A 24,906-nucleotide genomic window follows, 5' to 3' on the forward strand; every position below is an offset into this window, starting at 1 on the left:
TTTGATAGAACAGGGGGTGATACCGATGGTGAGCCTTGAGGGGGCGCGTGCGTTTCAAAGATGAGCACCCAGAACTGTTTCGCCAGCTACATCCGACCCGCAATACTGGGTTCGATCTTGATTCGATCACGAACTCGTCCCACGAGATGCTGTGTTGGCGATGCCCCGTCGGTCACGAGTGGCGAGATACGCCGTTGCAGCGGCGATCGCACGCGACGTGGAAGAATGGGAATCTCACCGCCTGCCTGTACTGCGTAGCTCCCGGCTGCATTGTTCACAGTTGCGGTCACCGCAGGCTCCGGCCCAGCGAGTCCACCTTCCGTGTGCTCGTCTACCCGTGCGACAAGTGCGAGCTCAAAGAGCACACCCGCCTGATCCTCGACGCGCTTGACGATTCTGCCGCCGCCGCGATCCGCCTCCTCGATGACAGCCCCCTCTACGCCCTATTCTGCGGCAAGGCGGCCGAGACAGTCGAGTGGTGGGACGAGATCTTTCCGCTGGTGGAGGCGTACTTCGTGCGGATGGTCAGCGTGTACGTCGCGATCGCGACCGTCGAGCATCGTCCCACTTTGAGCTACCCGACATCGAGCGTGCTCGGCGCGTGCATGCTGCGCATCCTCGACGCATTGCCACCGGGGGTGTTCACCTATGGCGAGCAATGATACGGGCCTTGGTAGCTCCGCGAACTGACTGTCGGGTAATCACACTTAGGAGGGGCTTCCGATCACACCTGATTCCGCTTGCTGCGACACCTTCGCGCACTACCGCACTACCTGCGAACGGTGGTGATCGCTGCAGATCGTCCTCGTGGGCGCAGTGCGTCTTGAAGTCGCATTTTCACCGGGTTCTCAATCCGACCAGCAGTGCCGCGGATGCGAAAACGCTCCCCAGCGAGAGGGAGTGCGTCACCAAGTCCGGATGCCGGACCTGTGCGCGTAGTCCGGCGGTGTGGCTGTTCGACCGACCTTGTCGAGGGAAGCCGTAGAAATGGTGACCTACCTCCAAGCGGGGCGCAGTCCGACCTCCGTATCGTTGTCGCGGCTGCCCCACCGGCCCCATTCCGTATTGTTCTCGCTTGACTCTCCTGAGCCGCCGATGAGGCGCGCTGGCGGGGGGAGTGGACTGCCTCACCGTTCGTGTCCCGAGATTCAAAGTCTTGGGTTGAATATAGGCCTGCAAGGTGGCCGCTCATGACAACTTCGTCGGGATCGTCTTCCGTCTGACTACTAACGGGCACGGGCACTACACGATATTAGTGGCCCGCAGTCCATCGATGACGGCTGCGGTGTAGCCGAGTTCGCGCAACACCGACGTGGTGTGCACGCCGAGTGCGGGAACTGGATCGAATCGTGGTTCGATGCCTGAGAGGTTCGCCGGCGGGAGTAGCGCCCTGACCGGGCCACCGGGCGTGTCGACCTCCCGCCAGCGATTGCGGCCGGCGAGGGAGGGGTGAGCGAGGAAGTCAGAAACCGAGCCGAGCCGGCCGTTGGCGATTCCGACTTTCTCGAGCAGCGCGAGCGCTTCCTCTGTGGTCATCTGGCGAGTACGTTCGGAAATCCGTGCATTGCACTCCTTTCGATGCGCGACCCGCGCGGAGTTGCGGCAGAAGCGCGGATCGTTCTCAAGCGCCGGGTCGTCGAGCAGTTCGGAGCAGAAAACTGACCACTCCCGCTCGTTCTGGACCGACAACAGCACCGTGCCATCGGATGTGGGGAATGCACCATAGGGGGCGATGGTTGCGTGTTCGGCACCCACCCGACTCGGTTGCCGGCCGCCGTACTCGGTGTAATAGGCGGGAGAGCCCATCCACTCACCCAGTGCCTCGAACAGAGCTACCTCGACTGCACGCGCCGTTCCGGTCGTTTCCCGGGTGAACAACGCGGCCAGGATACCGCTGTAGGCGTACATTCCGGCGGCGATGTCGGCGATCGAGATGCCGACGCGGGACGGGCACGATTCCGGTCCGGTCAGGGCCATAACCCCGGACTCGCCTTGCACCAGCATGTCGTAGGCCTTACGTTCCGACCACGGACCCATATTGCCGTACCCCGATACATCACATGGAATGAGTGAGGGATACCGCTGTTGCAGCGATTGAGCGTCGAGGTCCATCCGGGCCGCGGCGCCGGGAGCGAGATTTTGCACGAAGACATCGGCTGTCGCTAACAACTTCTCTAGGATTTCGCGACCCGCTGCCGACTTGAGGTCGAGGGTCACCGACTCTTTGGACCGGTTGAGCCACACGAAGTAACTCGATTGTCCATTGACGGATTCGTCGTAACGACGTGCGAAGTCGCCGGTGCCGGGACGCTCGATCTTGATTACCCTTGCCCCGAGGTCGGCGAGTTGGCGCGTCGCGAACGGCGCCGCGACGGCCTGCTCGATACTCACGACGGTAATGCCCGCGAGGGGCAGTGCGGTGTGGGTTGTCATGCTTTCACTCTCCTAAAGAGGCTCGGCCGCTCCGCTTTCCGCGGTGCCGATAACTAGCTTGAGTGGAATGCGCACTTCCGGTGGAATATGTTCTCGGCACACTCGAATGTGGTATCTGCGTATGCAGCGAGGCGTTGGTTCGGTAATCGAATGCACCTCCACCGCCGGGTGACCACCCTCGAGCCGGCACCGTGGCAGGGGTCTTCTCATCTCGGTGTCAAAAGATATGGAGCGGAGAGTCGTTGTCCGCGAAAGGCGTGGTGGGTGAGTCGCTCACCCCTGTCGCGGGCTCATTCGGTAGTCCTTCCGAGCAGTTCGTCGGAGATGATGCGCATCTGGATTTCGCTGGTGCCCTCGAAGATCTTCGTCAGCCGCGCGTCCCGCCAATGCCGTTCCACCTGGAAATCGGTGGTGTACCCGGCGCCGCCGTGGATCTGCACCGCCTCACTGGTCACCCGCTCCGCCATCTCCGTCGCCACCAGCTTGCACATCGACGCCTCCAACGAACACCGCCGACCGGTATCGATATCGGTGGCCACCGAATACATCACCATCATTCGGTGATGGGGTGGAGTCCGGACGCGCAGCTTCTCGAGAAGGCCGGTGCGCAGGTTCAACGGCTGGGCGGCTGCTGCGGGTTGGCCGGCAACTTCGGCGTGGAGAAGGGGCATTACGAGGTGTCGGTGGCTGTCGCCGAACAGCAATTGCTGCCCGCCGTGGCCGGGGCCGATGCGGACACGACGATCCTGGCCGACGGCTACTCCTGCCGGACCCAGTTGTCGGATCTGACCGATCGTCGCGGTGACCACTTGGCGCAGTTGCTCACCGCTCAGCTCGACGCCGATCCTGCACGGCACTGTCACGTTGATTGAGAAGTGTAGCGGGCACAGTTGGCTTTGGAGCGCTGCTATGGAACGCTGGCGGATTGCTCTCTTTCAGGCGGCAACGTCGGTGGCGGTGACCTCCCGCCAGACCGCGAAGCGGTCGGCCATCTCGGTACGCCATTCGGAGAGCCGGTGCCGGCCGGGCCGGAAGTGCGGTGAGATGCCGCTGAACGCGGACAGGAACCGTTGCGCGCGCCCGGGTGATGTGAACCGCTTCATCGCCCGCTCGCGCTGCCGGGTCGGTTGGTCGCTAGGGGAGTCGGATGACAGCGCTGCAGCGGCGCCGGAGAAGCGACGATAGATCACAGTCCGACGGCGGGGGCTCGTCTCTGATCGGCCGACGCCGTGAGTTTCTCCGTACAATACGCTCGGAGGTACTGCCTCGCCGGAAACTCCAGTTCCGTGACGAATCGCTGTTCCAGCAATGCCAGCACTCGCCGGTAGAACATTTCCGGCGTGAGCCCGAACTCGGTGAAGATGTCCTCGTCCCCACCTCCGAAGTTGCACCACCTCGTGGTGTAGTCGAGCAACGCCTTGTCGTATGAATCCATTGTCCCTCTCCGTCACAAACTCGGGTGCGATGGTGCGCAGTTGTTGGGCGCCGCCGGCGGGTGGTCCGCCCGCTGCTCCCCGACAAGCGCGGGCGAGACCACCACCCGTGGTCACGTCGATCGCGCGCCACCGCACCGTGCGTGGGTTCGAGCAGCCTCCTATGAGGCTGTTGCTTCCTATTCCCCTACAATCGGAAACAGCAGTGAGATACGCAGTTTCGAGTCGATCGTCTGTCCGAGGGAGAGGGATTGGTCCAGCAGTGGCGCGAGGGCTTGGACCTTCGCGTCGGCGTCGGCGAGGGTGTGTACGATCTGCTCGGCGGGGACGGCGGCCGCGTTGGCCTGGTCTGTCGCGGACTGGCCGGCGTCGATGATGCCGCCGAGGGGGGCGTCCGCGGACTTCAGGGCGTCACCGAGCGCCTGGAGTTGGGTGCCGAGATCCCCGAGGGTCTGGTCAGCGCGGGTGAGGGAGTCGAGCACCCCGATGACTTCTGGAAGGCCTTGGTTGATGGCGGCGTTGGCGGGAGGCAATTCCTTCGCCCCGGACAGTGCGTCGTTGGTGGTCTTGTCAACGGTTTTCGCTTGATTGACACCGTCTTTGAAGATGTCGTTGGTGATGCTCAAGTCTCGTGTGACGATGAGGATGCCGCATAGGAGTGCGATGGTGGATGCCAGGGCAATCGCCCAGGAGAGCCGAAACATGGTGTGTGTTCTGCCTTTCACTCGTTCCGTGTCATTTCCTGACCAGTCCGAGCGTTACGGGGTGGGGGTGGTCGCGACGCCGAGAGGGGGGAGGTTCAGGGAGTTGACCGGGGGCCCGACTACCGCGAGCAGCGGTCCGAGTTCCTGGATGTGCCGGGCTTCTTCCTCGACGTTCGCGAGGGTCGCGGCGATGGCGGTGGCCTTGGGGCCGAGCGTGCCCAGGGTGCCTTCGATCGTGGTCAGTCCGGTGTTGATGGCCTCGAGTTGGGTGGTTACTGACCCGACGGCGGTCGACAGTCCTGCGACCGTCGGGCTCGCTTGGTTGGCGCGGTCGGTCACGTTCGCGACGAGGTCGGGTAGCGGCGCAGCGATCGTGCTGACATCGCCTGTGGAGGCGTTGAGTGTCTTGGCTTGACCGGCCAGTTCCCCTGCCTTGTTGGTGAGGCCTTCCAGGTCGTTCGCCAGTGGATTCAGGGCCTGGATGTCCGAGGACAACTGAGCGTGCTTGGGCACGAGAATGGACGTCAGGGTGTCGAACTGGTCGGCCGAATTGATGACCTCGAGGCTCAGCTGGGACGGGCGGCCGAGCGGGTCGACGACGTCGTCGGCTCCGGGAAGGAACCCGTTGACGGCGCAGAGCAGCACGGCGGGCGCGAGCCCCAGCCCGAGCACTACCCCGAGCCATGCCTTTTTGGTGATCATCAGTTCCCTCCCGGTGCAGGAATGATGGCCCCCTGCTCGGGAACCAGCGCGAGTTTGTTCGTCGTCCGCGTCAGCTCCGCGTTGAGTGCGTTCACGAGATCGATCGCCGTGGTGAGCTCGTTGTTCACGTCGCTGACGGTGGTGTTTGCGTCCGCGGAAATTTGGTGCAGCGACGCGGCCGAGCCTTGCAGTGTGTTGGCGACCGTTTCGAGCTGTCCGGCGATCGCGGTGTCGCCCTGGCCGGCGGTAAGCAACGCGCGCGCGTCGGGCAGCAGCGCCGAGAGGTGATCGACGTCGGTTGCGGTGGCGGTGTTGAGCTGGGCCAACACCCCCGCCAGCTCGTCGAGTTGCTTGTGTGCCGTGGCCGGGGCGGTGAGGTCTGCCCGTTGGGCGAAGTAGTCGTTGGTCAGCCGGAAGTTATCCACGATCGTGCGTGCACTGTCCTGCACGAGCTGACCCTTGTGGATGGCCGCCAACACCAGCCCGAACAGGACAACGGCCAGGACCGCGGCGAGGCGGCCCATCCATTCGGTGGCTACGGCGAACCCGGTGGAACTCGGTGTCGCAGTGGTGGGTATGTCCAACCGGTGGGGCAGTATGCCCTTTCGGTATGGCAGCGCCGATGCCGGGATATCGAGTCGCTGAAGTCCGGCCAGGCCTCGGCGGGGGTACGCCTCTGGCGGTAAGTCGGTGCCCTGCTGCATGTCACGTCCAGTCGAGAGTAGGTACAGATCGGTCGGGGCAGAGAAGGTGGGTTCAGCCCGGGAGCGGAAGCATCTGGTTGATGGTCTGCGCGGCCGCGACCGAACCTTGCAGGTCGCTGACGAGGCCCTGAACGATGGCCAGTAGCTGCCGCCCCTGGTCGCCGAACGCTTCCGCGGATGACACGAGCGGGAGCACGGTGTTCTGGACCTCGCCGAGGATGCCCTGGATGTTGGTCAGCTGCTCGTTCGTCAGCTGTGCGCCGTCGGTGCTGCTGGCAAGCATCTGCGCGGCCGGGGTGATCGCTTCATCCAGCTTGGTCAGCAGCGGCCCGAGTGCGGCGGTGGCATCGAGCGCGGTTTGCGCGGTGTGGGTGAGTTCAGTCAGCTGCTGGAGCTGATTGGTCAGTCGGTCGTTGACGTCGACGATGCCCTGGGAGGCGGTGATGCTCGTTTCGTTGGCCTTCTGCTGGTTGTCGAGTCGGGTGTTCAGGTTGAACACGACGAAGGCGAGCAGGCCGAGAACCCCGACCGCGACGATCGACAGGACCAGGCGCGCCGGTCCGCCGCGGCGTCCGAAGAAAATCAAGGTACTTCTCCTACTTTCCAGACAGGTCGTTGGCGGATTCTTCCGCCGACAAGCGGGCGCTGTGGACCTTCGCGGCGGTGGATCGTGCGTCGGTGAGGATGGCGTCCAAGGTGGCGCGGTCGTCGGTCAGGGCCGCGGTGGCGCCGTCGACCGGCGGCTGGAGTGAGCTGATGTGCTCGGTCAATGTGTCGAGTGAGGCGACGAGATCGGTCACGTTCGCGCCGGCGAGGTCGAGGGTCTTCTGCACGTCGCCGGTGATTTGTCCGGTGAGGGTGTTCAGTTCCGCCGTCACCGCCGCATCGGTGGTCAACACACTCGCCAGTGATGCCTTCATCTTGTCGAGCGCGTCGAACGCGGACAGCGTGACCTTCTCGTGCTCGACGATCTGGTTCAGCGCCGGGTTGTAGTTGCCCGCGGACACCACGGCCTGGTCTAGCCGGTACGGGGTGGCCGTCAGGTCGTAGATCCGGGGATACAGGTAGAACACCCCGACCGGGATCAGCGCGAGCACGAGCAGTCCGCGTGCGATATTCATCGCCTTCGACGCCCGTGGCGGTGCGCCGTCATACCAGGCCTCGTCGAGGTCCTCGGGCAGTTCGAAGCGGTCGGTCCGCTCGTCGATTGCGTGGGTGGTCGGGCGGTTGCGGCCCGAGATCGAGGTCATGACTCGACGACCGAGACCAACGCGATGGTGCGCAGCGCGGTTACGGTGTGGGTCAGCAAGCCTTTGACGATGAGCTTGTGCTTCAGAATTTCGCCGAGCACTGACATTCCCCGGCTGGTGAAAAAGCCGACCGGGATCAACCCGCCGGCCTTCATCGGCAGCTGGGAGACCTCCAGTATCTGGTCGACGGTGGCCATGACCGTCACGCTGGGTTTGCCGACGATGTCGTTGTAGACGACCGCCTCGTCGGTGCCGAACACGATCGTACAGGCGCTAGCGGTGTCGGTGCTGTAGATCGTGACGGGCCGGGAGATCCTGCGGGCGAACTTGATCCGGGACGGGAAGTTGTCGAGATTCTGCCCGAGCAGCATCCCGACGATTCCGGCGACGCCGTTGGCGTCTTGCCCGTCGTACAGTGTGACGGTGTACGCGCCGTGCTCGACGGTTGTCATGAGTGTTGGCCTTTCCAAGCAGGTGGACGGTGGGACGTGTGGTACTGCACGGGGACTCGACTGGTGGAGACGGACGAGTCCCCGCGCGAGGGCGTGACCGGGTTACACGTCCCAGTCGGTGGGGATCTGGCCCCAGGTACGCACGAAGTTGTTGATCGCGCCGGCGTTCTCGATCGCCGCGGACATCGGGCCCTTGGCGAACTTTATCTGCCCCTTCATCAGCAGTTTCCCGGCTTCTTCTTCACCGGCGGCGGCGCTCTGCCAGGTCTCGAAGCTGCCGTTGATGATCAGCCACAGCTCGCTCTCGTCGAACGTGCGCGGCGTCCAGGAGATGATCCTTCCCTCTTTGAATTCGAGGTGGCTGGCCACGTCGCCCCGCCCGAGGACGCCGAACTCCATCCTGTTGGTGAACGTTGCCGGATCCTTGAAGCCGGCGTACATGGCGTCGTTCGCGTTGGCCGCCTCGAGCGCGGCATCGCACCACTCCTGCGAGAAAAACTTCAGCTTGTCGGTCATCGATCCAATCTCCTTTTCCTGTTGGTCAGCGCGGGTTTGCGCCGGTCGTTTCCTTGCGGATTGTGTGGACGGGCCGTGCCTCCCACGGGGGGCGGACCGCCCGGAGCCCACCGCTCGATCACTTCCGAGACCGGCAAGGCGGGTGAATCACTACACACCTCAGGGGTTTCGGAGAATGTCGCCGCGGGTAGTGGCAACCGTGTCGGCGGAGCCCGATCGGCGGTGGGACGCTGGGGGTCTCGCGGAGCCTGGTCGGGCTTCGTCAGAAGTTGGTCAGGGCTCTTTCTCTCGGAACGGGGACCGTCTCCGCTCCGGCCGGTTGGGCGGCCATCCCGACACCACCCACCAGAGCAGTGCCGCGCCGGGAAGCAGGAACCACCAGGTCGACGTCGTCGTGGCCGCGGCGGCGGTCGGAATGCTCGAAGCCTGCTGGAAGCTGCCGACGTTCTGCTCGATTCCGGATGTCCTTCCCCGGAACCGGGGAAGGATCTCGTTCCTTTGCGCCATCCCGCTAGCGACATCGGGGAAGCTCAGGGCCATGAATCCGTGGAACTGTTCCGGGTCGATCTCGAGGGCGCCGGTCAGGGCGGGAGCGGTCTGTGTCTGCAGCTGATCGGACATCGTCTGGATAACGGCCATGTCCGACCGGGCCGCGGCGGCTCCCTCGTGGGTGACGGTCGATGCGAAAGTCTGCGTCAGTTCATCGACGGCTGTGGCCTTGGCCGGAGTGGGCAGTGCGGGCGGAGCTCCGACGGAAACCAGGCCGACGGCATAGCCGGCACCGATCGCCGCTACGGCGGCCGGTGCCGCCGTTCTTGTTGATCGCATTCCTGTACTCCTCGATCTGAGTTCCCGCAGCGGACACAGGCTTTCGTGTTGTCGCGCGGGCGTGGTTCGGTTCTCGAGAATTGCCTCAGCTTCTGCGGCGGTGCCGTGGTGACATCGGGCGCCGCTCCTGTGATCACCGCGGCTGTCTCATTCCCCGACCACGGGCGCTCGGCACATCATCCTTTGTGAGCGCCCTCACATCCTGCGTCATGTGGTGGTGCTGGGTCTTGTCATTTCGCGCTCGGATTGTGCGAATATTCCGAACCAGATCGGACACGTCGAATCGCAGTATTTTCATTTGAGCTGGTGCCGATGTGCGTGCAGCACGAACTCGTGGTCGGCTCTGTGTTGGTGGGTGTAGGCAATGGGGATCACGAGAGATACGGGTGTGGCGTTTCGAGCGTCCGCCCGCGCCGCCGACCCGCCCGGCCAGGCCCGGGACGAGAACTGGCAGGAGGAATATCTGGCTGCCCTGCTACCTGGCGGTGAAGAGCTCGAGGATGTCAACCTCGATCACCTACCCTCCTTTACGTTTGGGACGTGCTGGCGCATTTGGCGACCGGAACATTCGTGGTGTAGGCGGAGAACGTGATCCTGCTCCGCCCGGGATCGGGAAAGACGCACATCGCATCGGGGTGGCTGTCAAAGCCGCGCGTGCGGGCTATTCCGTCCTGTTCGACACCGCCCAGTAACTGGATCGGCCGCCTCTCAGCGGCGCATCATGCCGGCCAGGCGGCTGAGCTGGATAGAGGCCTGTCCGTCAGTTCCTCCTCGGTGGGAAGTTCCAACAGATGCCCGAGTCGATCTCTTTTGGTGCGCAGGTAGTCGAGGTTCTCGGCCGTCGGTTCGGTCCCGGAGGCGATCCGCTCGCACACCTTCACTCCCAGTGTCGAGAGCGCAGTGATCTTCTCCGGATTGTTGGTGATCAATCGAATCGACCGCACCTGCAGTTCGGTCAGCATCGCGGCGGCCGCCCGATAGTCACGCACATCCACCGGCGAGCCGACCGCAAGATTGGCGTCGATGGTATCGAGTCCCTCACACTGTTGCACCCGATACGCACGAAGCTTCTGTCCCAATCCGATTCCGCGGCCCTCGTGCCCACGCAGATAGATGATGACTCCGGCTCCGATAGCGGTCACCATTCGCAAGGACTGCTCCAGCTGTGTTCGGCAATCGCAGCGCAGCGAGCCGAAGAGGTCCCCGGTCAGGCATTCGCTGTGCACGCGGACGGCTACCTCGGCGTGGCCGGCCACGTCACCGTGTACCAATGCCGCATGCTCGATGCCGTCTTCCCCGGAATAGGCCATCGCGTTGAACAGGCCGTACGGCGTGGGGATCCGGGCCCGCGCGTGCTCCGCTTGCGGGGGGCCGAGCTGGTCGGTGCGATAGGCGACGATCTCGGCGATGGTGATCACCTCGAGACCGTGCCGGTCGGCAAAGGCTCTCGCCTGCGACCCCCGAAGCATTTCTCGCTTGTCTGCGGTGACGAGTTCGCAGATCAGAGCTGCCGGCAGCACCCCGGCTGCGGAGCACAGATCGACTCCCGCCTCGGTATGTCCCGGCCGCTCGAGCACGCCATCGGCGCGGGCGCGCAGCGGCAGCACATGTCCCGGCCTGGCCAGATCGACCGGCTTCGTATCGGTCTGTGCGAGAGAACGAATCGTTGCCGCGCGATCAGCAGCGCTGATCCCGGTGGAGGTGCCGTGCACGAAGTCCACACTGTCGAGAAACGCCGTACCCATACTCTCGGTGTTGTGCTCGACCATCAGCGGAAGCTCGAGCTCGACCGCCCGGCTTTCGGTGATCGCTGTGCACAGAAAGCCGGAGGTGTGTTCCAGGAAGAAAGCAACGCTGTCGGTATCGACACACTGCGCGGCCATGATCAGGTCCGCCTCGTTTTCTCGGTCCCGGTCGTCGAGAACCACCACCATCGAGCCGGCGGCGATCGCCGCGAGTGCGCGAGGGACGCCGGCGCTACCGGTACTCATGCCGATCCTCCTGCGCCCGTGCCCGATCCGGGCGCACCAGGTGCGCCCGTATCGATTCTCCCTCCACCCAACCCTTTCCCCTGGCGAAGTCGATCATCGCTTCGAATCCTTCCGTGTTCGGTGTCCCGGCGCGCAGCCGGTCAACGAGGAGGAACGCGTGGCCCTCGCGAACGCGGCCGAAGCCTGTGCGTTGAAGAAGCGCATCGAGTTCGCCATTGCCGTACGAGGACCCGAGCCCTACGTGCAGGCCGGGGGAGTCCTCCGCATGCTTGATGCCGATCTCGTCCGGATTGACCAGTAAGTACATAGCTATCCTCTGCTCTCATTCGCCGAGCGGTAGTGCCGCCTGCGTCCCGAAGGTTCGCCCGTGATCGGTCAACGGGTCACTCTCGCAACGCTCGATCCGCTCGGCCGTGGCCGTCACGATGAGGTGGTCGCCGACGGCAAACCTTCACTGAGTGCACCCCCGATGAGGAGCGGAGCGGCGCCCAGGCGCGGCAACCCGTCAACGTCATTCCATATACTCAGTCGAACGTGTTGTGGCCCTTCCGTGCAAAGCGCGCGGCCATCGGTTCCTGCGTTGAGCTGTCAGCCGGCGAGGAACGCCTCAACGCTGGTGGCCAGTGCCACCGGTGTCTCGAACATCGCGTAGTGCCCGGCGTTGGGCACGACCTCCACCGACGCGTTCGGATAGTGCTGCATAAACGTCTGCTGCATGGCCTGGGCGCCAAGCACCGGATCGTGCTCGCCCACGATCACCTTGATCGGATGCTCCTTGCCAACGATCTCGTCGGCAAAGTCCGTCTTCGTCCAGGCAGTTAGGTAGTCACCGAACGCCGCTCGGTCCGACCGCTCCACGGAGTGCGCCACCACCTGGTCGACCCATGTGCGCGAGAGCCGGTTGCCGGTCGAGAAGTCAATGATGATCGCCCGGTTCGCGTCGTCCGCCGCTGCATCGGCGAACAGCGCCCACGACTGGTCGTCCAACGGCACACCCGTCGCGGGTGCCGGTGAGATCGCGACCAAGCCCTGTACCCGGTGGGGGGCGTCAGCGAGCACGCGCTGCGCGGCCATGCCTCCCATCGAGTGACCGATGATGTCGAACGTGTCCCAACCCAAGTCGTCGGCCAGCGCGAGCACGTCGGCAGAAATCTCCGCCATCGTGTGCTCGCCGTCCACATCCTTGCGTTCCCCATAGCCTCGGTAGTCGACGAACACGTACGTGAACCGCGATCCGTCCAGCAACTCCGGCCAGCTGCCCCAGCCGGTCGATGAGCCGAACCAGCCGTGCAGACAGATGACTTTCCGATCTCCAGTTCCAACCTGAACATGTGCTGCGGTCATGGTGGTCTCCTTGTGGTGTGAATAGGTCAGCGGACGCGCGCCCCGGTGCGCCCAGGGTCTTCTCTGGCGATTCGGCTTGGCACCCGTGGGCGAGGTCCCGGACCGAGGAACAAGTGATGCACCTGCCGGGTCATCGATCGCAGGCGTGACTACTCGCCCGAGGTGCGTCAGCCGCCCGGTGGGTCACCCACCGGCGAGCAGCCCTCCTCCCCCGGGCGCCACTGGTTCGAACCCGAGTTCACTCAGCGTGTGCCACACCGTTGCAGATGCAGCAGAAACAACCGGGATGTCGAAGCGCTGCTGGACGGCGTCCAGGACAGACAGAGACGGCATCTGAACGCAGGCGCTCAGGACCAGGGCGTCGGCCCGCGATGTGTCCAGGCGTTGGGCGAGGTGAATGAGGCCAGCTGGATCGAGCCGTCCAACGGTGAGGTTGTCGGCCACCTCGAGGCTGATTGAGTCGACCACCTCGATGCCCTCCTCCTGAAGGTAATCACAAACCATGGCGGTCAGCGGCTTCATGTACGGGGCAAGGATGGCCACTTTGCGCGCCTTCAGGTGACGCAGACCCTCGATCAGCGCGCCGGCTGACGACACCACAGGCAACCAATCGCCAGACTCCGCTGCTGCTGCTGCGCAAGCGAGCCGCTTCTGCGAGTCGTGGTGGTACCCCGGTCCCTGCGCCATGATCGCTACCAGGCAGGCGTACGCCATGATGTCGACCCGCGCGTCGGACAATTCCGCCGCACAACGCAGCGAGTCGTTATCCATAGCTTTGAGCTCTTCCGGCGTGACGTGCTTCATCCGCATGCGCGAGGAGTGCACGGTGAACGTCTCCGGCCGGATCGCCTGGCGGGCGCAGAGCAGCGCCGGGATCTCCGTCTCCATGGTGGTGTTGGAGCTGGGGACGATCAATCCGACGCGGTAGATGGACAACTCTCTTACCCTTCTGCCATAGCGAGTTTGATGCTGTAGATACGGGTGCGCCAAGGTTCGGCGGTCCGGTGCGCGTGCACGTCGGGGGCCACGGTCCGAGCAGTTCTCGTCGTTTGCGGAGTTTGACATCATCCAAATAGATGTGCGACTATCGCCTATCCTGTGCTTTTAACGCCTACTCTGCTGGAGGTGCGCCGCCATGTCAAGACCCCCCGAAACCTCTCAATCAGTCGACCGGGCAATGGAACTGGTCCACTTGCTGGCGCTCCGGGGGCCGCTCCGACTGGCGGATATTGACCGCGCCATGGGAGGCCCGCGACGCGGACTGCAGAGACTGCTCACCTCCCTTGAACATGCCGCAGTGGTCTGGCGAGATCCCGACACGAAGGCCTACGACCTGGGCATGGGACTAGCCGTACTTGGCTCGATCGCGGCGGAGCGCACTGCATTGCCGCGCCTTGCTCCGCCCCATCTGCGAGGAATCGCCGAAGCCACGGGGCGGACTGGAATGCTGTTGCTCCGACGCGATCATGATGTCGTCTGTGCCCATAGCGAGGTTCCGTCCGTCGGTGCGGCGCTTGTCCTCCCGGTCGGCCGTGCCATCCCACTGTGGAGCGGCGCGGCACGGGCGATCCTGGCGTATCTGGATCCCGAGGAGGTCGAGCGGGTGGTACCACGAGAGAAGATGCAAGCCGAACTGACTGACGAACTCGCGACGATTCGCCGCCAAGGTTGGGCGATGGCCCGCGGAGAGGTTCTGTCTGGAGCACTCGCAGTAACTGTTCCCGTGTTCGACGCAGCCGCCAGACCGATCGCATGCGTTGGTGCAATGGGTTACGACGTGCACGATGGTGGCGAGAACTGGCTGCCATCGGTGCGGTCCGCCGCTGAGGCGCTGAGCGATGCACTGGGCCGGCAGACCAACCGCGGGCCCCGGGACGACAGCCCGCCAGCACCAGTTCGGCGGTAAGGCGGAGGATCGCGGTCGCCGGAGCGGATACGCATCGGAACACGGCCACCCCGGCAGCGACGACTGCGTCGAGAAAGGGGCGAGGTCTGCTCACTGCGGAATTCAACAGCGTGCAGCGGGCAGATCTTGCGGGCCCTAGCTCACGCGAACGGTGTCATCTGCTGCTCATCGGCCTCAAGCAGAATGCGTCCGTACATCTCATGCTTCATCCCGACACTGTTGAAGCCATGCCGGGCCGCGGTGTTGAGATCCCGCCAGATGCGCTGCAGCGGGTTCACCTGCGCGAAGGAGCCCGCCCCCTGAGCATCGATCAGCAGATCGGTCGCTTCACGACAGAGTCGAATCACATTGGCGCCCCGCATGATGTTTCGACCGCGGTCCAGTCGCGCCATGAGTTCGCCGGTCCTTGACTGGGCATCGATCTCGTCGCAGGCGGCGCGTGCCTGCAGAGTTGCGGCGTCAATCATCGTCGCAGCCTGGGCGACAGCAAACTGCGTAGAGGGAGCTTTGCTCGAGTCCGTGTAGAAGGAGTAGCTAATTGGCTTCGGCTTGGTGGTCAGACGTTCCACCGTGAGCTCGAGTGCGAGCTGCGCAAGGCCAAGCACCGGCGGTGCCACGCACGTCCAGAAGGTGGCCCCGGGATCACTGAGGAACATGTGCTCCGACTTGTGCGGGGTCGGGTGGTTGTTGCTCAGTGGGCCGGACATCTTCATGATCATGGTGTTGGGCACGAACACGTCTTTCACGACCACGGTGTTACTACCGGTTCCCTGCATGCCGGCCACATACCATGTGTCCTTGATCGTCGTGTCCTTCATCGAAATGAGGGCCACGGCGCTGTCCACGGGATTGCCCGCGTCATCGAGGACAGGGAAACCCGCCAGGACCCAATCGGCATGTCCGCAGCCAGATGTGTAGGGCCATTCCCCGCTGAGCGTCACTCCGTCCTTCCCCCAACGAGCCTCCCAACCGGGAATCGGGTTCAGCGGGCAACAGGTGACGGCATTCGGCGAGTCTCCCCACACGGCGTCCTGGGCATCCTGGTGCATCTGGCCGACAATCCAGTCGGTCATGTTGAGGATGAAGCCATACCACGAGGCGGCCCCGCAACCCTTGGCGAGCTCGGCCACGACGTCGAGGTAGGTACGGTGCCCGGCCTCCAGGCCGCCGTAACGACGGGGCTTGCACAGCTTCAGCATCCCCGCCTCGATCAGCGCATTGAAGGTCTCGTCCGGCAGAGCGCGCGCACCCTCGGCGACGACCGCATTCTTCTCGAGCAGGGGGCGCAATGCCTGCGCCCTTGTGACGAGTTCCTTACGGAGATCCAATATCTCGACCGTGTCCATGCTTCCTACCAATCATGTAGGGACGGCCGCTCGTGTCCGAGCGGGCTCCTGTTCTTATGGCCCCAGCTGGTGCCGGTGCCGCTGACTCAACCGGTCCCGAGAGAGACCCGTCCTTCGAGATAAGTGCGATAATCGCTCATACGAGGCTTACTACCGCACACTCGGTGGAGTCAAAGTAGGTCAGGCGCCAGTGGTGTGTCAAGGATCACCTCGATTTGTTCGGAGCTGGCCGGCCGTCGGGCTCACCGCGAGGTGTTGATGGGCCTTGACAGGGCACTGGGGCGCACCTAGTTTGACATTCAACGTGCGGTGAAAAGCATGTCTGGGGCGATTAACGCACATCCTGTTGTACGACTTTCGCAGGATGGACCGCATTTCGAGGCGCCAAACTTATGAGAGAAGGTCACCAATGGATCACAACGGTTCGTCCAAGCAGTCAATGCTGTACTCGTACTTCTCGGTCAACGATCACTACCCAGGCCGTGATCGAAGTATCGATGCGCTATACCGGGAGGTGCTGGCGCAAGGCGAGTTGGCCGACGAGCTGGGCTACGACACCTTCTTTGTTGCCGAACACCATTTCCATGAGTACGGAGTGGTACCGAACCCGGCGATCATGCTGGCGGCACTCTCGCAGCGGACCAACAACATCCGCCTGGGGACCGCGATCTCAGTTCTCACCTTCCACAACCCCATCACGATCGCCGAGAACTACTCCATCGTGGATGTGCTCTCGGGCGGCCGACTGGTCATGGGCGTGGGTTCGGGATACCTCAAGCACGAGTACGAAGGCTTCGGCATTGATCCGGCCACCAAGCGAGAGCGTTTCGACGAGAACTTCGCACTCGTCCAGCGGGCCATGGCGGGGGAGAGGATCACCTTCGACGGGACCTACAACCACCTGAAGGATGTGGCTCTCAACACCCTGCCTACCCAGCGCCCGACCCCGCCCTTTTACGTTGCGGTTCTTCAACATCAGGCCGCGTACTATGTCGGCCGGCAGGGCCACAACATGATGTGTGTCCCCTACGCCTCCGTCGACAAACTCGAGGACGTCGCACTCATCATCGAGGAGTACCACCGCGGGCTGGCCGAGACGTCGACCGAGGCGACCGGCGACGCCATCGTCACCTTGCACACCCACGTCGCGGACACCGACGAGCAGGCGCGCCAGGTCGCCACCGAGCCATTCGACCTGTATGTCGCGACCAGGCTCTATGCAAAGAGCCAAACGTACGAGGACGTCATGGCTTCGCGTCTCGGGCTGTTCGGATCGGTTGACACAGTGGTCGAACGCCTCCTCGAGCTCTACGACATGGGTGTTCGGCACGTCTCGACGTTGCACAACTTCGGGCTGATGCCCTACGACCAGGCGAATCGATCGATGCGCATGCTGGCCGATGAAGTCATGCCGCGCGTGCACAAGGCTCTCGGAATCGACCCGATCCGATGACCACCACGAACGCCCTCCCCGTCATCGACCCGGGGCACCTGCGCAAGTGCCTCGGATCGTTTGTGACCGGTGTGACGGTGGTGACGACGGTTGATCGCGACGGTCAGCGGCATGGATGCACCGCCAACTCCTTCAGCTCGGTGTCGCTTGACCCGCCCTTGGTCCTGTGGAGCCAGCGGGTGGCGGCAGGTAGCTTTCCGGCCTTCAGCCAAGCCGAGCGTTTCGCGATCAACATCTTGTCTTCTGGGCAAAAGCAGGTTGCCGAGCACTTCGCTCGGCCGGCCGAAGACAAGTTCGCCGGGATCCCGGTACGAACGGGGCTCGGGGGCATCCCCCTAATCGACGACTGCGCCGCCTATGTCGAATGTCAAATGGAAGCCAGCTACCCCGGCGGTGACCATGCGATCTTCCTCGGCAGGGTCGAGCGCATCGAGCACACCCCCGACCGCAAGCCTCTGGCCTTCGGCAACGGGAAGTACCTCGTTACAGACGCCTATGACCTCGGGCCCTTCTCCCCCGACTTGGCCCTGGCCAGCCCGGCACGTCTCGCCGTAGTGCGAGAAGCCACACATCTGGCCGAGGAACTCGCTCGCGACCTCGACCGAACGGTGGGCCTGGCCGTCTGGGGCAACCACGGACCAACCATGATCCGGTGGGAGGAGTCCAGCTGTCCGGTCAGTATCAATCTGCGCACGGGATTGGTCTTGCCACTCCTGAGCTCAGCTACCGGGCTTGTCTTCGCGGCACACCTGCCGCCCGCCTGGACCGCCCAACTCACCGAGCAGGAGCTGCTCACGAGTCGTCGAGACCGTCAATTGACGGCGGCCCGGGAACGGGAAAACCTGGAGCAGACGCTCGCCGAGGTCCGGCAACACGGGATGAGCCGCGTGATCGGCAACGTGGTCCCCAACATCAACGAACGAGGGATCAACGCCTTCAGCGTGCCTGTGTTCGACCGGCAAGGATTCGTCGTGTGTGCACTCACGATCATGGGTCATGCCGACAGAATGCCGTCTGATTGGGACTCGGCCTCGGCGCTGAAGCTGCGCGTCGGCCTTTTGTCCCAACGAATTGGGTCCCAGCGATAGCGGTGCCGTCAAGGACCCAAACAGTTGTCAGTAAAGCCGGATAACAGGGCTAGTGGCCTGCTCTTGAAGTCTTCTGACGGTACGCCTCCTTCAGGGTGCTACTGCTGAGGCCATCACATCCCCCGGATAACGAAGCAGGGCCGAGTACCAGCGCCTCGCCGCAGGCCTAGGAGTCTTCAAATGCCAATGCTCATCCTTCACGCTGTAATTGCGGTCGCCAGTTTGCTTATACCCCGTCGGATACCGGTGTCTATTCAACGAATCATCACGGGTATCGCTGTTGCACAAGCTAATGCAAGATGGATAGCCATGGTCGGGAGTGCACAAGAAGAGTTATCGAATGCGACACCGATCGCTGACGGCGGATTTGCCGAGGCGAACCACGCGACCCAGTAGGCCAACTCTGCGCCGTGCCGCAGCCTCTGGTTCGCCTCCCGCCGATTTCCGTAGAAGCCATTTCGGCGGGCCGAGGAACACCTTCGGCCTCAGCAGCAACCGGCAAACCATTTAGCCCACGCCGCACTAAGGAGTCGATTCATGCCGTATTACCGCTCCGTGGGGGAGATCCCACGCAAGCGTCATACCCAGATGAGGTCAACCCACGGAACCCTCTACACCGAGGAGGGGATGGGGGTCGAGGGCTTCGGCTCCGACTGGTCCCTGCTTTATCACCGCCGGTTACCAACGGCCATCACCGCTGCGGTCGCCGTGGACTGCCCGCCCGAGAGGACCGTGCCCAACCACCCGCTGACGCCGCGCCATCTGAGGACGCATGACCTCGAGGTCGGCGGTGACCCGGTCTCGAGCCGCCACCTGCTTATGGCCAACGCCGATGTCCGACTGTCGGTCGTGGCGGCTAATCACTCCAGCCCCTTGTATCGAAACGCTGTCGGCGACGAGGTCTTCTACATCGAGGAAGGCTCCGCGTCTGTTGAGACAACGTTCGGCTCCCTCGATGTCGGCCGCGGCGACTACGTCGTCATCCCCACCTCGACGACGCACCGATGGGTCCTACGTGAGGACGAACCTTTGCGGGCGCTCGTCATCGAGGCAACCGGTCACGTCGGTCCGGCAGACCGCTACCTCACGCAGCGAGGCCAATTCACAGAGCAGGCGCCGTTCTGCGAACGTGACCTGCGCAGCCCGAGGGAGGTGCTCCTCGTGGAGGGCCGGGACGTCGACGTGCTCGTCAAGAACCGCAACGGACTGACAAAGCTCACCTACCAGTCGCACCCTTTCGACGTTGTGGGCTGGGACGGGTGCTTGTACCCCTACGCGTTCAATGTTGCTGACTTCGAGCCCATTACCGGGCGCCTCCACCAGCCCCCACCTGTCCATCAGACTTTCCAGGGCCCCAACTTTGTCATCTGCAGTTTCGTGCCCCGCAAGCTTGACTACCACCCGCTGTCGATCCCGCTTCCGTACAACCACTCCAACGTTGACAGCGACGAGGTCCTCTTTTACGTCGGCGGCGACTATACAAGTCGCGCGGGATCCGGCATCGGACAGGGCTCGATCTCGCTGCACCCCTCTGGATTCGTCCACGGACCCCAACCCGGCGCGGTCGAGGCATCCCTCGGCAAGGACTCGACCGACGAGCTGGCCATCATGGTCGACACGTTTCGCCCTCTCGAGCTTGGCTCAGCGGCTCTCGATATTGCAGACGATCAATACGCCTGGAGCTGGCTCGCGACCCGCAACGACGGGTCTCCGGTCCCAGCCGCGGCGACAACAGACCCAGTGACCGCCGGTACCGGAGGACAGTAGATGAGCTCGCAAGAACTGCTCGCCGTACCGATGCCCGCCGGCGGGCGGATGGACATCTACTCCGGTGTCGCCCGCCTGTCCGGCAAGCTGTGGGCCAGCTGCCATCGTCCCCCCACCGGTCAGTCCAAGACCGCAGTCATCATCGTGCACCCATCATCGAACTTCCTTGGTCACTACGCACTCGCACCGCTGGCCGAGCGCGGGGTGACAGCTGTCGGGATGAACACGCGCTACCTCGCGAACGACAGCGCTCTCATCGTCGAGAACTGCGTGCTCGACCTGGGGGCGGGTGTCAAATACCTGCGTGAAGCAGGGTTCGAGCGGATCATCCTGATGGGCAACTCCGGCGGTGGCGGACTCGTGTCGCTCTACCAGAGTCAGGCCGAAAATCCCACGATCACCTCCACCCCGGCGGGTGACCCGCCCGACCTCACCGCCGCGGATCTACCACCCGTCGACGGCATCATCTGCGCCATGGCCCACCCCGGGCGGGCAATTGTGTACACGCAGTGGCTGGACCCGGCGATCAAGGACGAGACGCGCCCGTTCGAGCGGGACGCGAGCCTCGACATGTTCGACATCAGGAACGGCCCGCCGTACTCCGAGGAGTTCATGACGCGGTACCGCGCCGCCCAGGTCGAGAGAAACCGCCGGATCACACGCTGGGTGCGTGCTCAGCTCGAGACCGCCAGCAGCCGTACCGGCGGCGCGGTCAACGACCTGCCTTTCGTTGTCCATGGGACCGCCGCCGACCCCAGGTTCGTGGACCTCACCCTGGAGCCTTCAGACCGACCGCCCGGGACTCTCTGGGGCGAGACATATTCCGCCAACTTCATTCCGGCCACGCTCGGACACCTGACAAGTCTGAGGTCCTGGCTCAGCCAGTGGAGCATCGACGACAGCAACGCCAACGGCCCGGAGCACCTGTCCCGCGTCTCGGTTCCTGTCCTGGTGGCCTACGGCACCGCGGACAACACAGCCTTCGAGAGCCATGCCCGTGCCTTGTACGAGGGCGTGGGACATGCCGAGCGGGAGCTGTACCCCATAGCCGGCGCCGACCACTACTTCACCGGCAATCCTGGGATGGTTACGGCTTTCTGCGACAAGGTCGTGGCCTGGCTGGATGAGCACGACCTCAGGTAGCACCTTCTGGATCAGTGCGCATCGCGGACCGGGTCACTCGCCACCACAGGCATCGAGGAAGTCATGACCCAGGCACGTCGACGCCCGTGGCCCAGCCCGCACACGGTGCGGGCCCTGTCAGGGGTATGCGTGCTCGAGGCCGGCGCGTTGATCGCCGGCCCGCGGGTCGTCTCCTCGCCGACTTCGGCGCGGAGGTGATCAAGATCGGGGACCCGAATCGGCCGGACCCGGGTGACGGCGGCGGGCCTGTCAACGACGAGCCAGACTTGGTTCTGGGCCCATATTCCGTGAGTTCCTCCGAATGTGTCAGCTGCGGAAGAGCATTCGATTTCGGGTAGGCCAAATCCTGCGCGCCCGTATATCTCCACGACGGATGGGAGTAGCCCGGAACGGCAGGGCCCGAAGGGTAATCGCCCCCGCCCCTCGGGTTCGCACAAAAGGCGCGGGCATCGAGGCGCTGTAGAGCGGGCAGTCTGACATTTCGGTGGGGCGGTCAGGAGAACTTGAAGGTCTTTCTGGCAAGCCAGATCGCGGCCACTGCCCAGGCCGTCAGCACGGTAAAATTCGCGAGGTGCATCGTGCCCTCGTTGGCGAACCGGAGTGCGCTGGCGAGGGCTCCGGAGGGGGTCAGGTCGACAACCGTCTGCAGGGCGCTGGGCTGACCCTTCGACACGGTCGAGATCCCGCAGAATCCCAGCTGAACGAACCAGAGGACGTTGGCCAGCGCAAGTACGATTTCGGCGGGCAGACTTCCGCCGAGCAAAAGTCCGAGAGCTGCGAATGTTGCTGTCCCCAACGCGATCACTGCAGCGAGCGTAAGTGTCTCGTTGACGCTCGGCCGCCATCCGAGGGCGGCTCCGATCGTGCCGAGGATGATCGACTGCACCGACACGACGATCACCACTGCGGCGCTCTTGCCGGTGAGCATCGCCCACTTGGGGATCGCGTTGGCGCCGAGCCGCTTGAGCGCGCCATAGCGGCGATCGAAGCCCACCGCGATCGCCTGGCCGGTGAAACCGGTGGACATGATCGCGACCGCGAGGATGACCGGGAGGACGGTATCGACCCGCGGCGTCAGAAAATCGCCGATTGGCAACATCGTCAGTCCCACGAGGAAGGTGATCGGGAGCAGCATGGTCAGTAGCAGTTGCTCACCGTTGCGCAGCAGCAGAGTGGTCTCGAGCCGAGTCAATGCCGTCAGCACTGCGGGGACGGTGTTGGTCCGCGGCGCCGGGGTGAACGTGCCGGGCGAGAACTGCGGATGGGTACCGGGAAACGTCATGTTGGTCATCGGTAGCTCAGCTCTCGTCCGGTGAGATCAAGGAAGTATTCTTCCAGGCTTCTCTGCTCGACCTGGAATTCGGTCATGAGGACGTTCATGCGAGCGCACCAACCGGTGACGGTCACGATCAGCTGGGGGCTGAGAAGTCCTTCCACCAGGTACGCCCCGGGAGCCGTTTCGGCGACCCGGTGAGTACCGAGCACCTCCTGCAGTGATCCGAGGTCCAGGCCGGGCACCGCGGTGAAACGCAACTGGTGTTCGGCGCCGCACCGCACCAGATCTTTCGGGGCCCCGGCGGCCACGACACGACCTCGATCGAGAATGACGACCTCGTCGGCGAGGGCTTCGGCCTCGGCCATCAGGTGCGTGGTGAGCACCACGCTTACCCCGTCTCGGCGCAGGCTGTGAATCAGTTCCCACACCACGTGCCTCGCCCGCGGATCGAGCCCGGCGGTCGGTTCGTCGAGGAAGACCAGTTCGGGTCGACCGACGATCGCACAGGCCAGCGACAGGCGCTGCTGCTGGCCACCGGAGAGACGTTTGTAGGGGGTGCGGACCACGTCGGGAAGTCCGAGAGTACGGATCAGCCAGTCGGGGTCGATCGGGTCGGCAGCGCAGGCAGCCACGACCCGCAGCATCTCGCCGGCGCGGGCGCCGGGGTAGCCGCCACCGCCCTGGAGCATGACACCGATGCGGGCGCGGAGCCGCTCACCGTCCATGGTGGGGTCGAGCCCGAGGATCGAGATTTCGCCCCCGTCCGGTTCGAGGAAGCCCTCGCACATTTCGATGGTGGTGGTTTTCCCGGCGCCATTGGGGCCGAGTAGGGCCAGCACTTGAGCCTGTCCGAGTTGGAGGTCGAGGCCATCTACTGCGGTGATGTCACCGAATCGTTTGACCAGTCCTTTCAGCTGCAGGCAGGGCTGGTCTGTGAGTGTCCGCCGAGTGGTCATGGCTTCTCCGGGGTGATGAGAATGGATCGAGAATGGGGCCGCGCCGGGTGGCCCGGGGGATCGTGAGGTCACCCGGCGCAATTCGGGTCAGAGGACGATTGTGATGACCTTTTCCTCGGTGTTGGCGAGGATTCCGGCGTAGCCGAGTTCCCGGCCGATGCCGCTGGTCTTCATGCCGCCCCAGGGCAGGGCGGGGTCGATTGCGGCCCAGCCGTTGACCCAGACGGCGCCGGCGCGCACTGTCCGGGACAGGGTGTGGGCGCGGGAGACGTCCCGGGTCCAGATGCTGGCGGCGAGACCGTATTTGGTGTCATTCGCCAGCCGGATCGCTTCCTCGGGTTCGTCGAACGGGATGACGGTGCCGACCGGGCCGAAGATCTCTTCGCGGGCGATGGTCATGTTGTTGTTTGCGTTCGCGAAGATGGTGGGCCGCACGAAGTAACCGGGGTGATCCGGGCGGGTTCCGCCGGCCGCGACCTTCGCGCCTTCCTTCTTGCCCTGCTCGATGTAACTCAGGACTGTGTCCCGCTGCTTGGCACTGACCAGCGCGCCGAGCGTGGTGGACGGGTCGAACGGGTCGCCGAGGACCTGGGCGTCGGCGGCGGCGCTGAGCGCGTCGACCACGTCGCTGTACAGGGACCGCTGAACGAGGACCCGGGTTCCTGCGGCGCAGACCTCACCCTGGTTGAAGAACAGACCCATCGCGGTGCCTTGCACCGCGGCTTCGACGTCGGCGTCGTCGAGGATGATCTGGGGTGACTTGCCGCCCAGCTCGAGGGTGACGCGCTTGAAGGTGTCCGCGGCCTTCTGTTGGATCAACCGGCCCACGAAGGGGCTGCCGGTGAAGCTGATCTTGTCCACGTCCGGGTGCTCGACGAGGGCGTTGCCGGTCACCGGTCCGTTGCCGGGCACGATGTTGACGGTGCCGGGGGGCAGGCCGGCCTCCTCGAGGAGCTTGCCGAGGTGCAGGATCGACAGCGGGGCTTCTTCCGGCGGCTTGACGACCACGGTGTTTCCGCACGCCAACGCGGGGGCAAGCTTCCACGCCGCGATCATCAGTGGGGTGTTCCACGGGATGATCGCGCCGATCACCCCGACCGGTTCACGGACCGTATACGAGTGGGTGGGCTTGCCGAAGTAGCCGGCCGTCGGTATCACACTGCCGGTGACCTTGTCGGCCCAGCCGGCGAAGTGGCGGAAGGTCGCCGCCGCGTTGGGGACGTCGAGCATCGTCGGCTGACCGACCGGCTTTCCTACATCGAGCGCCTCGAGCGTCGCAAGTATCTCGATGTCCCGTTCGATCAGGTCGGCGATCTTGTTGAGAATCTGCCCACGCGCGGCGCCGGGCAGGGACCCCCAGTCACCGACCAATTGGGCGCGGGCGGCGCGTACGGCCCCGTCGATGTCTTGCGGTGTTCCGGCGGACACCTCGGTAAGGATCTGTTCAGTGGCAGGGTTGAGGTTGGTGAAGGTGCTGCCGTCGGACGCCGGCTGCCAGCGGCCGTTGACGAACAGTTCGGTCGGTGTGCCGGCCGGCAGCGCGGTGGCCAGACCGGGGAGGGCATCTACTGTGGTCATCGCTAGGTCTTTCTGCATAGGTGGTGAGGCGGTGAA

At 64.1% G+C, this 24,906-nt stretch carries 24 protein-coding genes and 5 pseudogenes; 9 read left to right on the forward strand and 20 right to left on the reverse strand.

Annotation, left to right across the window (positions count from 1 at the left end):
- Positions 1-47: 47 nt before the first annotated feature.
- Both OYT95_RS42790 and OYT95_RS42795 read left to right on the forward strand, forming a co-directional pair.
- A pseudogene (locus tag OYT95_RS42790) lies at positions 48-242 on the forward strand (zinc-ribbon domain-containing protein); the annotation flags it as partial.
- 81 nt (positions 243-323) lie between these two features.
- Positions 324-662 carry a hypothetical protein gene (locus OYT95_RS42795; protein ID WP_268793304.1) on the forward strand — a complete coding sequence of 113 codons (339 nt, stop codon included), beginning with the start codon at positions 324-326 and terminating at the stop codon, positions 660-662.
- A 580-nt stretch (positions 663-1,242) separates the two neighbouring features.
- On the opposite strand, the gene OYT95_RS42800 is transcribed toward OYT95_RS42795, so the two are convergent.
- A complete protein-coding gene (locus OYT95_RS42800; RefSeq protein ID WP_268792568.1) occupies positions 1,243-2,433 on the reverse strand; it encodes a CaiB/BaiF CoA transferase family protein in 1,191 nt (396 codons plus the stop codon).
- Between the two features lie 290 nt (positions 2,434-2,723).
- A pseudogene (locus OYT95_RS42805) lies at positions 2,724-2,984 on the reverse strand (acyl-CoA dehydrogenase family protein); the annotation flags it as partial.
- Here OYT95_RS42805 and OYT95_RS42810 point away from each other — a divergent pair.
- A pseudogene (locus tag OYT95_RS42810) lies at positions 2,982-3,305 on the forward strand (FAD-binding oxidoreductase); the annotation flags it as partial. The pseudogenes OYT95_RS42805 and OYT95_RS42810 sit on opposite strands and share 3 nt — an antisense overlap.
- Before the next feature lie 63 nt (positions 3,306-3,368).
- On the opposite strand, the pseudogene OYT95_RS42815 reads toward OYT95_RS42810, so the two are convergent.
- The 10 genes and pseudogenes from OYT95_RS42815 to OYT95_RS42860 form a co-directional block, all read right to left on the reverse strand.
- Positions 3,369-3,569 (reverse strand): annotated as a pseudogene (locus OYT95_RS42815) (IS6 family transposase); the annotation flags it as partial.
- Positions 3,570-3,619: 50 nt separating this feature from the next.
- Positions 3,620-3,868 carry a hypothetical protein gene (locus tag OYT95_RS42820; RefSeq protein ID WP_268792569.1) on the reverse strand — a complete coding sequence of 83 codons (249 nt, stop codon included), beginning with the start codon at positions 3,866-3,868 and terminating at the stop codon, positions 3,620-3,622.
- A 177-nt stretch (positions 3,869-4,045) separates the two neighbouring features.
- Positions 4,046-4,570 carry a hypothetical protein gene (locus OYT95_RS42825; RefSeq protein WP_268792570.1) on the reverse strand — a complete coding sequence of 175 codons (525 nt, stop codon included), beginning with the start codon at positions 4,568-4,570 and terminating at the stop codon, positions 4,046-4,048.
- A gap of 54 nt (positions 4,571-4,624) precedes the next feature.
- Positions 4,625-5,272 carry a hypothetical protein gene (locus tag OYT95_RS42830; protein ID WP_268792571.1) on the reverse strand — a complete coding sequence of 216 codons (648 nt, stop codon included), beginning with the start codon at positions 5,270-5,272 and terminating at the stop codon, positions 4,625-4,627.
- On the reverse strand, positions 5,272-5,976 hold the full coding sequence (locus OYT95_RS42835; protein ID WP_268792572.1) for a hypothetical protein: 705 nt from the start codon (positions 5,974-5,976) through the stop codon (positions 5,272-5,274). The genes OYT95_RS42830 and OYT95_RS42835 overlap by 1 nt, the downstream gene beginning before the upstream one ends.
- Before the next feature lie 52 nt (positions 5,977-6,028).
- On the reverse strand, positions 6,029-6,562 hold the full coding sequence (locus tag OYT95_RS42840) for a hypothetical protein (protein ID WP_009760375.1): 534 nt from the start codon (positions 6,560-6,562) through the stop codon (positions 6,029-6,031).
- A 10-nt stretch (positions 6,563-6,572) separates the two neighbouring features.
- Positions 6,573-7,226, reverse strand: a complete 654-nt coding sequence (locus OYT95_RS42845; RefSeq protein WP_268792574.1) for a hypothetical protein — start codon at positions 7,224-7,226, stop codon at positions 6,573-6,575.
- A complete protein-coding gene (locus OYT95_RS42850; protein ID WP_268792575.1) occupies positions 7,223-7,678 on the reverse strand; it encodes a hypothetical protein in 456 nt (151 codons plus the stop codon). Before OYT95_RS42850 ends, OYT95_RS42845 begins: the two co-directional genes overlap by 4 nt.
- Positions 7,679-7,780: 102 nt before the next feature.
- Positions 7,781-8,194, reverse strand: a complete 414-nt coding sequence (locus tag OYT95_RS42855; protein WP_268792576.1) for a hypothetical protein — start codon at positions 8,192-8,194, stop codon at positions 7,781-7,783.
- Between the two features lie 273 nt (positions 8,195-8,467).
- On the reverse strand, positions 8,468-9,022 hold the full coding sequence (locus OYT95_RS42860) for a hypothetical protein (protein WP_268792577.1): 555 nt from the start codon (positions 9,020-9,022) through the stop codon (positions 8,468-8,470).
- A gap of 430 nt (positions 9,023-9,452) precedes the next feature.
- Here OYT95_RS42860 and OYT95_RS42865 point away from each other — a divergent pair.
- Positions 9,453-9,754: pseudogene (locus tag OYT95_RS42865) on the forward strand (ATP-binding protein); the annotation flags it as partial.
- Here the strand turns inward: OYT95_RS42865 and ribA are convergent.
- The 4 genes from ribA to OYT95_RS42885 all read right to left on the reverse strand — a co-directional run bounded on the left by ribA (position 9,742) and on the right by OYT95_RS42885 (position 13,245).
- Positions 9,742-11,013, reverse strand: coding sequence for a GTP cyclohydrolase II (gene ribA, locus OYT95_RS42870; RefSeq protein WP_268792578.1), 1,272 nt, complete (start codon positions 11,011-11,013; stop codon positions 9,742-9,744). The pseudogene OYT95_RS42865 and the gene ribA overlap by 13 nt on opposite strands.
- Positions 11,000-11,320, reverse strand: coding sequence for a hypothetical protein (locus tag OYT95_RS42875; protein ID WP_268792579.1), 321 nt, complete (start codon positions 11,318-11,320; stop codon positions 11,000-11,002). The genes ribA and OYT95_RS42875 overlap by 14 nt, the downstream gene beginning before the upstream one ends.
- 281 nt (positions 11,321-11,601) lie before the next feature.
- Positions 11,602-12,357 (reverse strand): alpha/beta fold hydrolase, encoded by a 756-nt coding sequence (locus tag OYT95_RS42880; RefSeq protein WP_268792580.1) that lies wholly within the window; start codon positions 12,355-12,357, stop codon positions 11,602-11,604.
- A 183-nt stretch (positions 12,358-12,540) separates the two neighbouring features.
- Entirely contained in the window at positions 12,541-13,245 is a 705-nt protein-coding gene (locus OYT95_RS42885) for a maleate cis-trans isomerase family protein (RefSeq protein ID WP_268793248.1), read from the reverse strand.
- Between the two features lie 451 nt (positions 13,246-13,696).
- Here OYT95_RS42885 and OYT95_RS42890 point away from each other — a divergent pair, with 451 nt between their 5' ends.
- A complete protein-coding gene (locus OYT95_RS42890) occupies positions 13,697-14,263 on the forward strand; it encodes an IclR family transcriptional regulator (RefSeq protein ID WP_442972605.1) in 567 nt (188 codons plus the stop codon).
- Positions 14,264-14,403: 140 nt separating this feature from the next.
- On the opposite strand, the gene OYT95_RS42895 is transcribed toward OYT95_RS42890, so the two are convergent.
- The gene (locus tag OYT95_RS42895; protein WP_268792581.1) at positions 14,404-15,609 is read right to left on the reverse strand and encodes an acyl-CoA dehydrogenase family protein; all 1,206 of its coding nucleotides are present in this window, start codon (positions 15,607-15,609) and stop codon (positions 14,404-14,406) included.
- Positions 15,610-16,018: 409 nt separating this feature from the next.
- On the opposite strand from OYT95_RS42895, the gene OYT95_RS42900 reads away from it, so the two are divergent.
- The 4 genes from OYT95_RS42900 to OYT95_RS42915 all read left to right on the forward strand — a co-directional run bounded on the left by OYT95_RS42900 (position 16,019) and on the right by OYT95_RS42915 (position 21,060).
- Complete coding sequence (locus OYT95_RS42900; protein ID WP_268792582.1) at positions 16,019-17,062, forward strand: LLM class flavin-dependent oxidoreductase; 1,044 nt, start codon at positions 16,019-16,021, stop codon at positions 17,060-17,062.
- Positions 17,059-18,150: a flavin reductase gene (locus tag OYT95_RS42905; protein WP_268792583.1), complete on the forward strand. Its 1,092-nt coding sequence runs from the start codon at positions 17,059-17,061 to the stop codon at positions 18,148-18,150. The genes OYT95_RS42900 and OYT95_RS42905 overlap by 4 nt, the downstream gene beginning before the upstream one ends.
- A 537-nt stretch (positions 18,151-18,687) precedes the next feature.
- Positions 18,688-19,917 carry a homogentisate 1,2-dioxygenase gene (locus OYT95_RS42910; RefSeq protein ID WP_268792584.1) on the forward strand — a complete coding sequence of 410 codons (1,230 nt, stop codon included), beginning with the start codon at positions 18,688-18,690 and terminating at the stop codon, positions 19,915-19,917.
- A complete protein-coding gene (locus OYT95_RS42915; RefSeq protein WP_268792585.1) occupies positions 19,918-21,060 on the forward strand; it encodes an alpha/beta hydrolase in 1,143 nt (380 codons plus the stop codon). It abuts the gene before it with no gap.
- Positions 21,061-21,553: 493 nt separating this feature from the next.
- Here the strand turns inward: OYT95_RS42915 and OYT95_RS42920 are convergent, their stop codons facing one another.
- From OYT95_RS42920 to styD, 3 genes are all read right to left on the reverse strand, one after another.
- Positions 21,554-22,351 carry an ABC transporter permease gene (locus tag OYT95_RS42920; RefSeq protein ID WP_109335622.1) on the reverse strand — a complete coding sequence of 266 codons (798 nt, stop codon included), beginning with the start codon at positions 22,349-22,351 and terminating at the stop codon, positions 21,554-21,556.
- Positions 22,348-23,292 (reverse strand): ABC transporter ATP-binding protein, encoded by a 945-nt coding sequence (locus OYT95_RS42925; protein WP_268792586.1) that lies wholly within the window; start codon positions 23,290-23,292, stop codon positions 22,348-22,350. The genes OYT95_RS42920 and OYT95_RS42925 overlap by 4 nt, the downstream gene beginning before the upstream one ends.
- 87 nt (positions 23,293-23,379) lie before the next feature.
- Positions 23,380-24,870 carry a phenylacetaldehyde dehydrogenase StyD gene (gene styD, locus OYT95_RS42930; protein ID WP_268792587.1) on the reverse strand — a complete coding sequence of 497 codons (1,491 nt, stop codon included), beginning with the start codon at positions 24,868-24,870 and terminating at the stop codon, positions 23,380-23,382.
- Between the last annotated feature and the right edge of the window lie 36 nt (positions 24,871-24,906).

Source organism: Rhodococcus sp. JS3073 (assembly GCF_026810085.1).
GTDB lineage: Bacteria > Actinomycetota > Actinomycetes > Mycobacteriales > Mycobacteriaceae > Rhodococcus_F > Rhodococcus_F wratislaviensis.

Excerpts from the sequence above, each read along its gene's own strand:
- OYT95_RS42800 (WP_268792568.1), bottom strand. The coding sequence starts at position 2,433 with ATGACAACCCACACCGCACTGCCCCTCGCGGGCATTACCGTCGTGAGT.
- OYT95_RS42820 (WP_268792569.1), bottom strand. The coding sequence starts at position 3,868 with ATGGATTCATACGACAAGGCGTTGCTCGACTACACCACGAGGTGGTGC.
- OYT95_RS42825 (WP_268792570.1), bottom strand. The coding sequence starts at position 4,570 with ATGTTTCGGCTCTCCTGGGCGATTGCCCTGGCATCCACCATCGCACTC.
- OYT95_RS42830 (WP_268792571.1), bottom strand. The coding sequence starts at position 5,272 with ATGATCACCAAAAAGGCATGGCTCGGGGTAGTGCTCGGGCTGGGGCTC.
- OYT95_RS42835 (WP_268792572.1), bottom strand. The coding sequence starts at position 5,976 with ATGCAGCAGGGCACCGACTTACCGCCAGAGGCGTACCCCCGCCGAGGC.
- OYT95_RS42845 (WP_268792574.1), bottom strand. The coding sequence starts at position 7,226 with ATGACCTCGATCTCGGGCCGCAACCGCCCGACCACCCACGCAATCGAC.
- OYT95_RS42850 (WP_268792575.1), bottom strand. The coding sequence starts at position 7,678 with ATGACAACCGTCGAGCACGGCGCGTACACCGTCACACTGTACGACGGG.
- OYT95_RS42855 (WP_268792576.1), bottom strand. The coding sequence starts at position 8,194 with ATGACCGACAAGCTGAAGTTTTTCTCGCAGGAGTGGTGCGATGCCGCG.
- OYT95_RS42860 (WP_268792577.1), bottom strand. The coding sequence starts at position 9,022 with ATGCGATCAACAAGAACGGCGGCACCGGCCGCCGTAGCGGCGATCGGT.
- ribA (WP_268792578.1), bottom strand. The coding sequence starts at position 11,013 with ATGAGTACCGGTAGCGCCGGCGTCCCTCGCGCACTCGCGGCGATCGCC.
- OYT95_RS42875 (WP_268792579.1), bottom strand. The coding sequence starts at position 11,320 with ATGTACTTACTGGTCAATCCGGACGAGATCGGCATCAAGCATGCGGAG.
- OYT95_RS42880 (WP_268792580.1), bottom strand. The coding sequence starts at position 12,357 with ATGACCGCAGCACATGTTCAGGTTGGAACTGGAGATCGGAAAGTCATC.
- OYT95_RS42885 (WP_268793248.1), bottom strand. The coding sequence starts at position 13,245 with ATGGAGACGGAGATCCCGGCGCTGCTCTGCGCCCGCCAGGCGATCCGG.
- OYT95_RS42890 (WP_442972605.1), top strand. The coding sequence starts at position 13,697 with ATGGGACTAGCCGTACTTGGCTCGATCGCGGCGGAGCGCACTGCATTG.
- OYT95_RS42895 (WP_268792581.1), bottom strand. The coding sequence starts at position 15,609 with ATGGACACGGTCGAGATATTGGATCTCCGTAAGGAACTCGTCACAAGG.
- OYT95_RS42900 (WP_268792582.1), top strand. The coding sequence starts at position 16,019 with ATGGATCACAACGGTTCGTCCAAGCAGTCAATGCTGTACTCGTACTTC.
- OYT95_RS42905 (WP_268792583.1), top strand. The coding sequence starts at position 17,059 with ATGACCACCACGAACGCCCTCCCCGTCATCGACCCGGGGCACCTGCGC.
- OYT95_RS42910 (WP_268792584.1), top strand. The coding sequence starts at position 18,688 with ATGCCGTATTACCGCTCCGTGGGGGAGATCCCACGCAAGCGTCATACC.
- OYT95_RS42915 (WP_268792585.1), top strand. The coding sequence starts at position 19,918 with ATGAGCTCGCAAGAACTGCTCGCCGTACCGATGCCCGCCGGCGGGCGG.
- OYT95_RS42920 (WP_109335622.1), bottom strand. The coding sequence starts at position 22,351 with ATGACCAACATGACGTTTCCCGGTACCCATCCGCAGTTCTCGCCCGGC.
- OYT95_RS42925 (WP_268792586.1), bottom strand. The coding sequence starts at position 23,292 with ATGACCACTCGGCGGACACTCACAGACCAGCCCTGCCTGCAGCTGAAA.
- styD (WP_268792587.1), bottom strand. The coding sequence starts at position 24,870 with ATGACCACAGTAGATGCCCTCCCCGGTCTGGCCACCGCGCTGCCGGCC.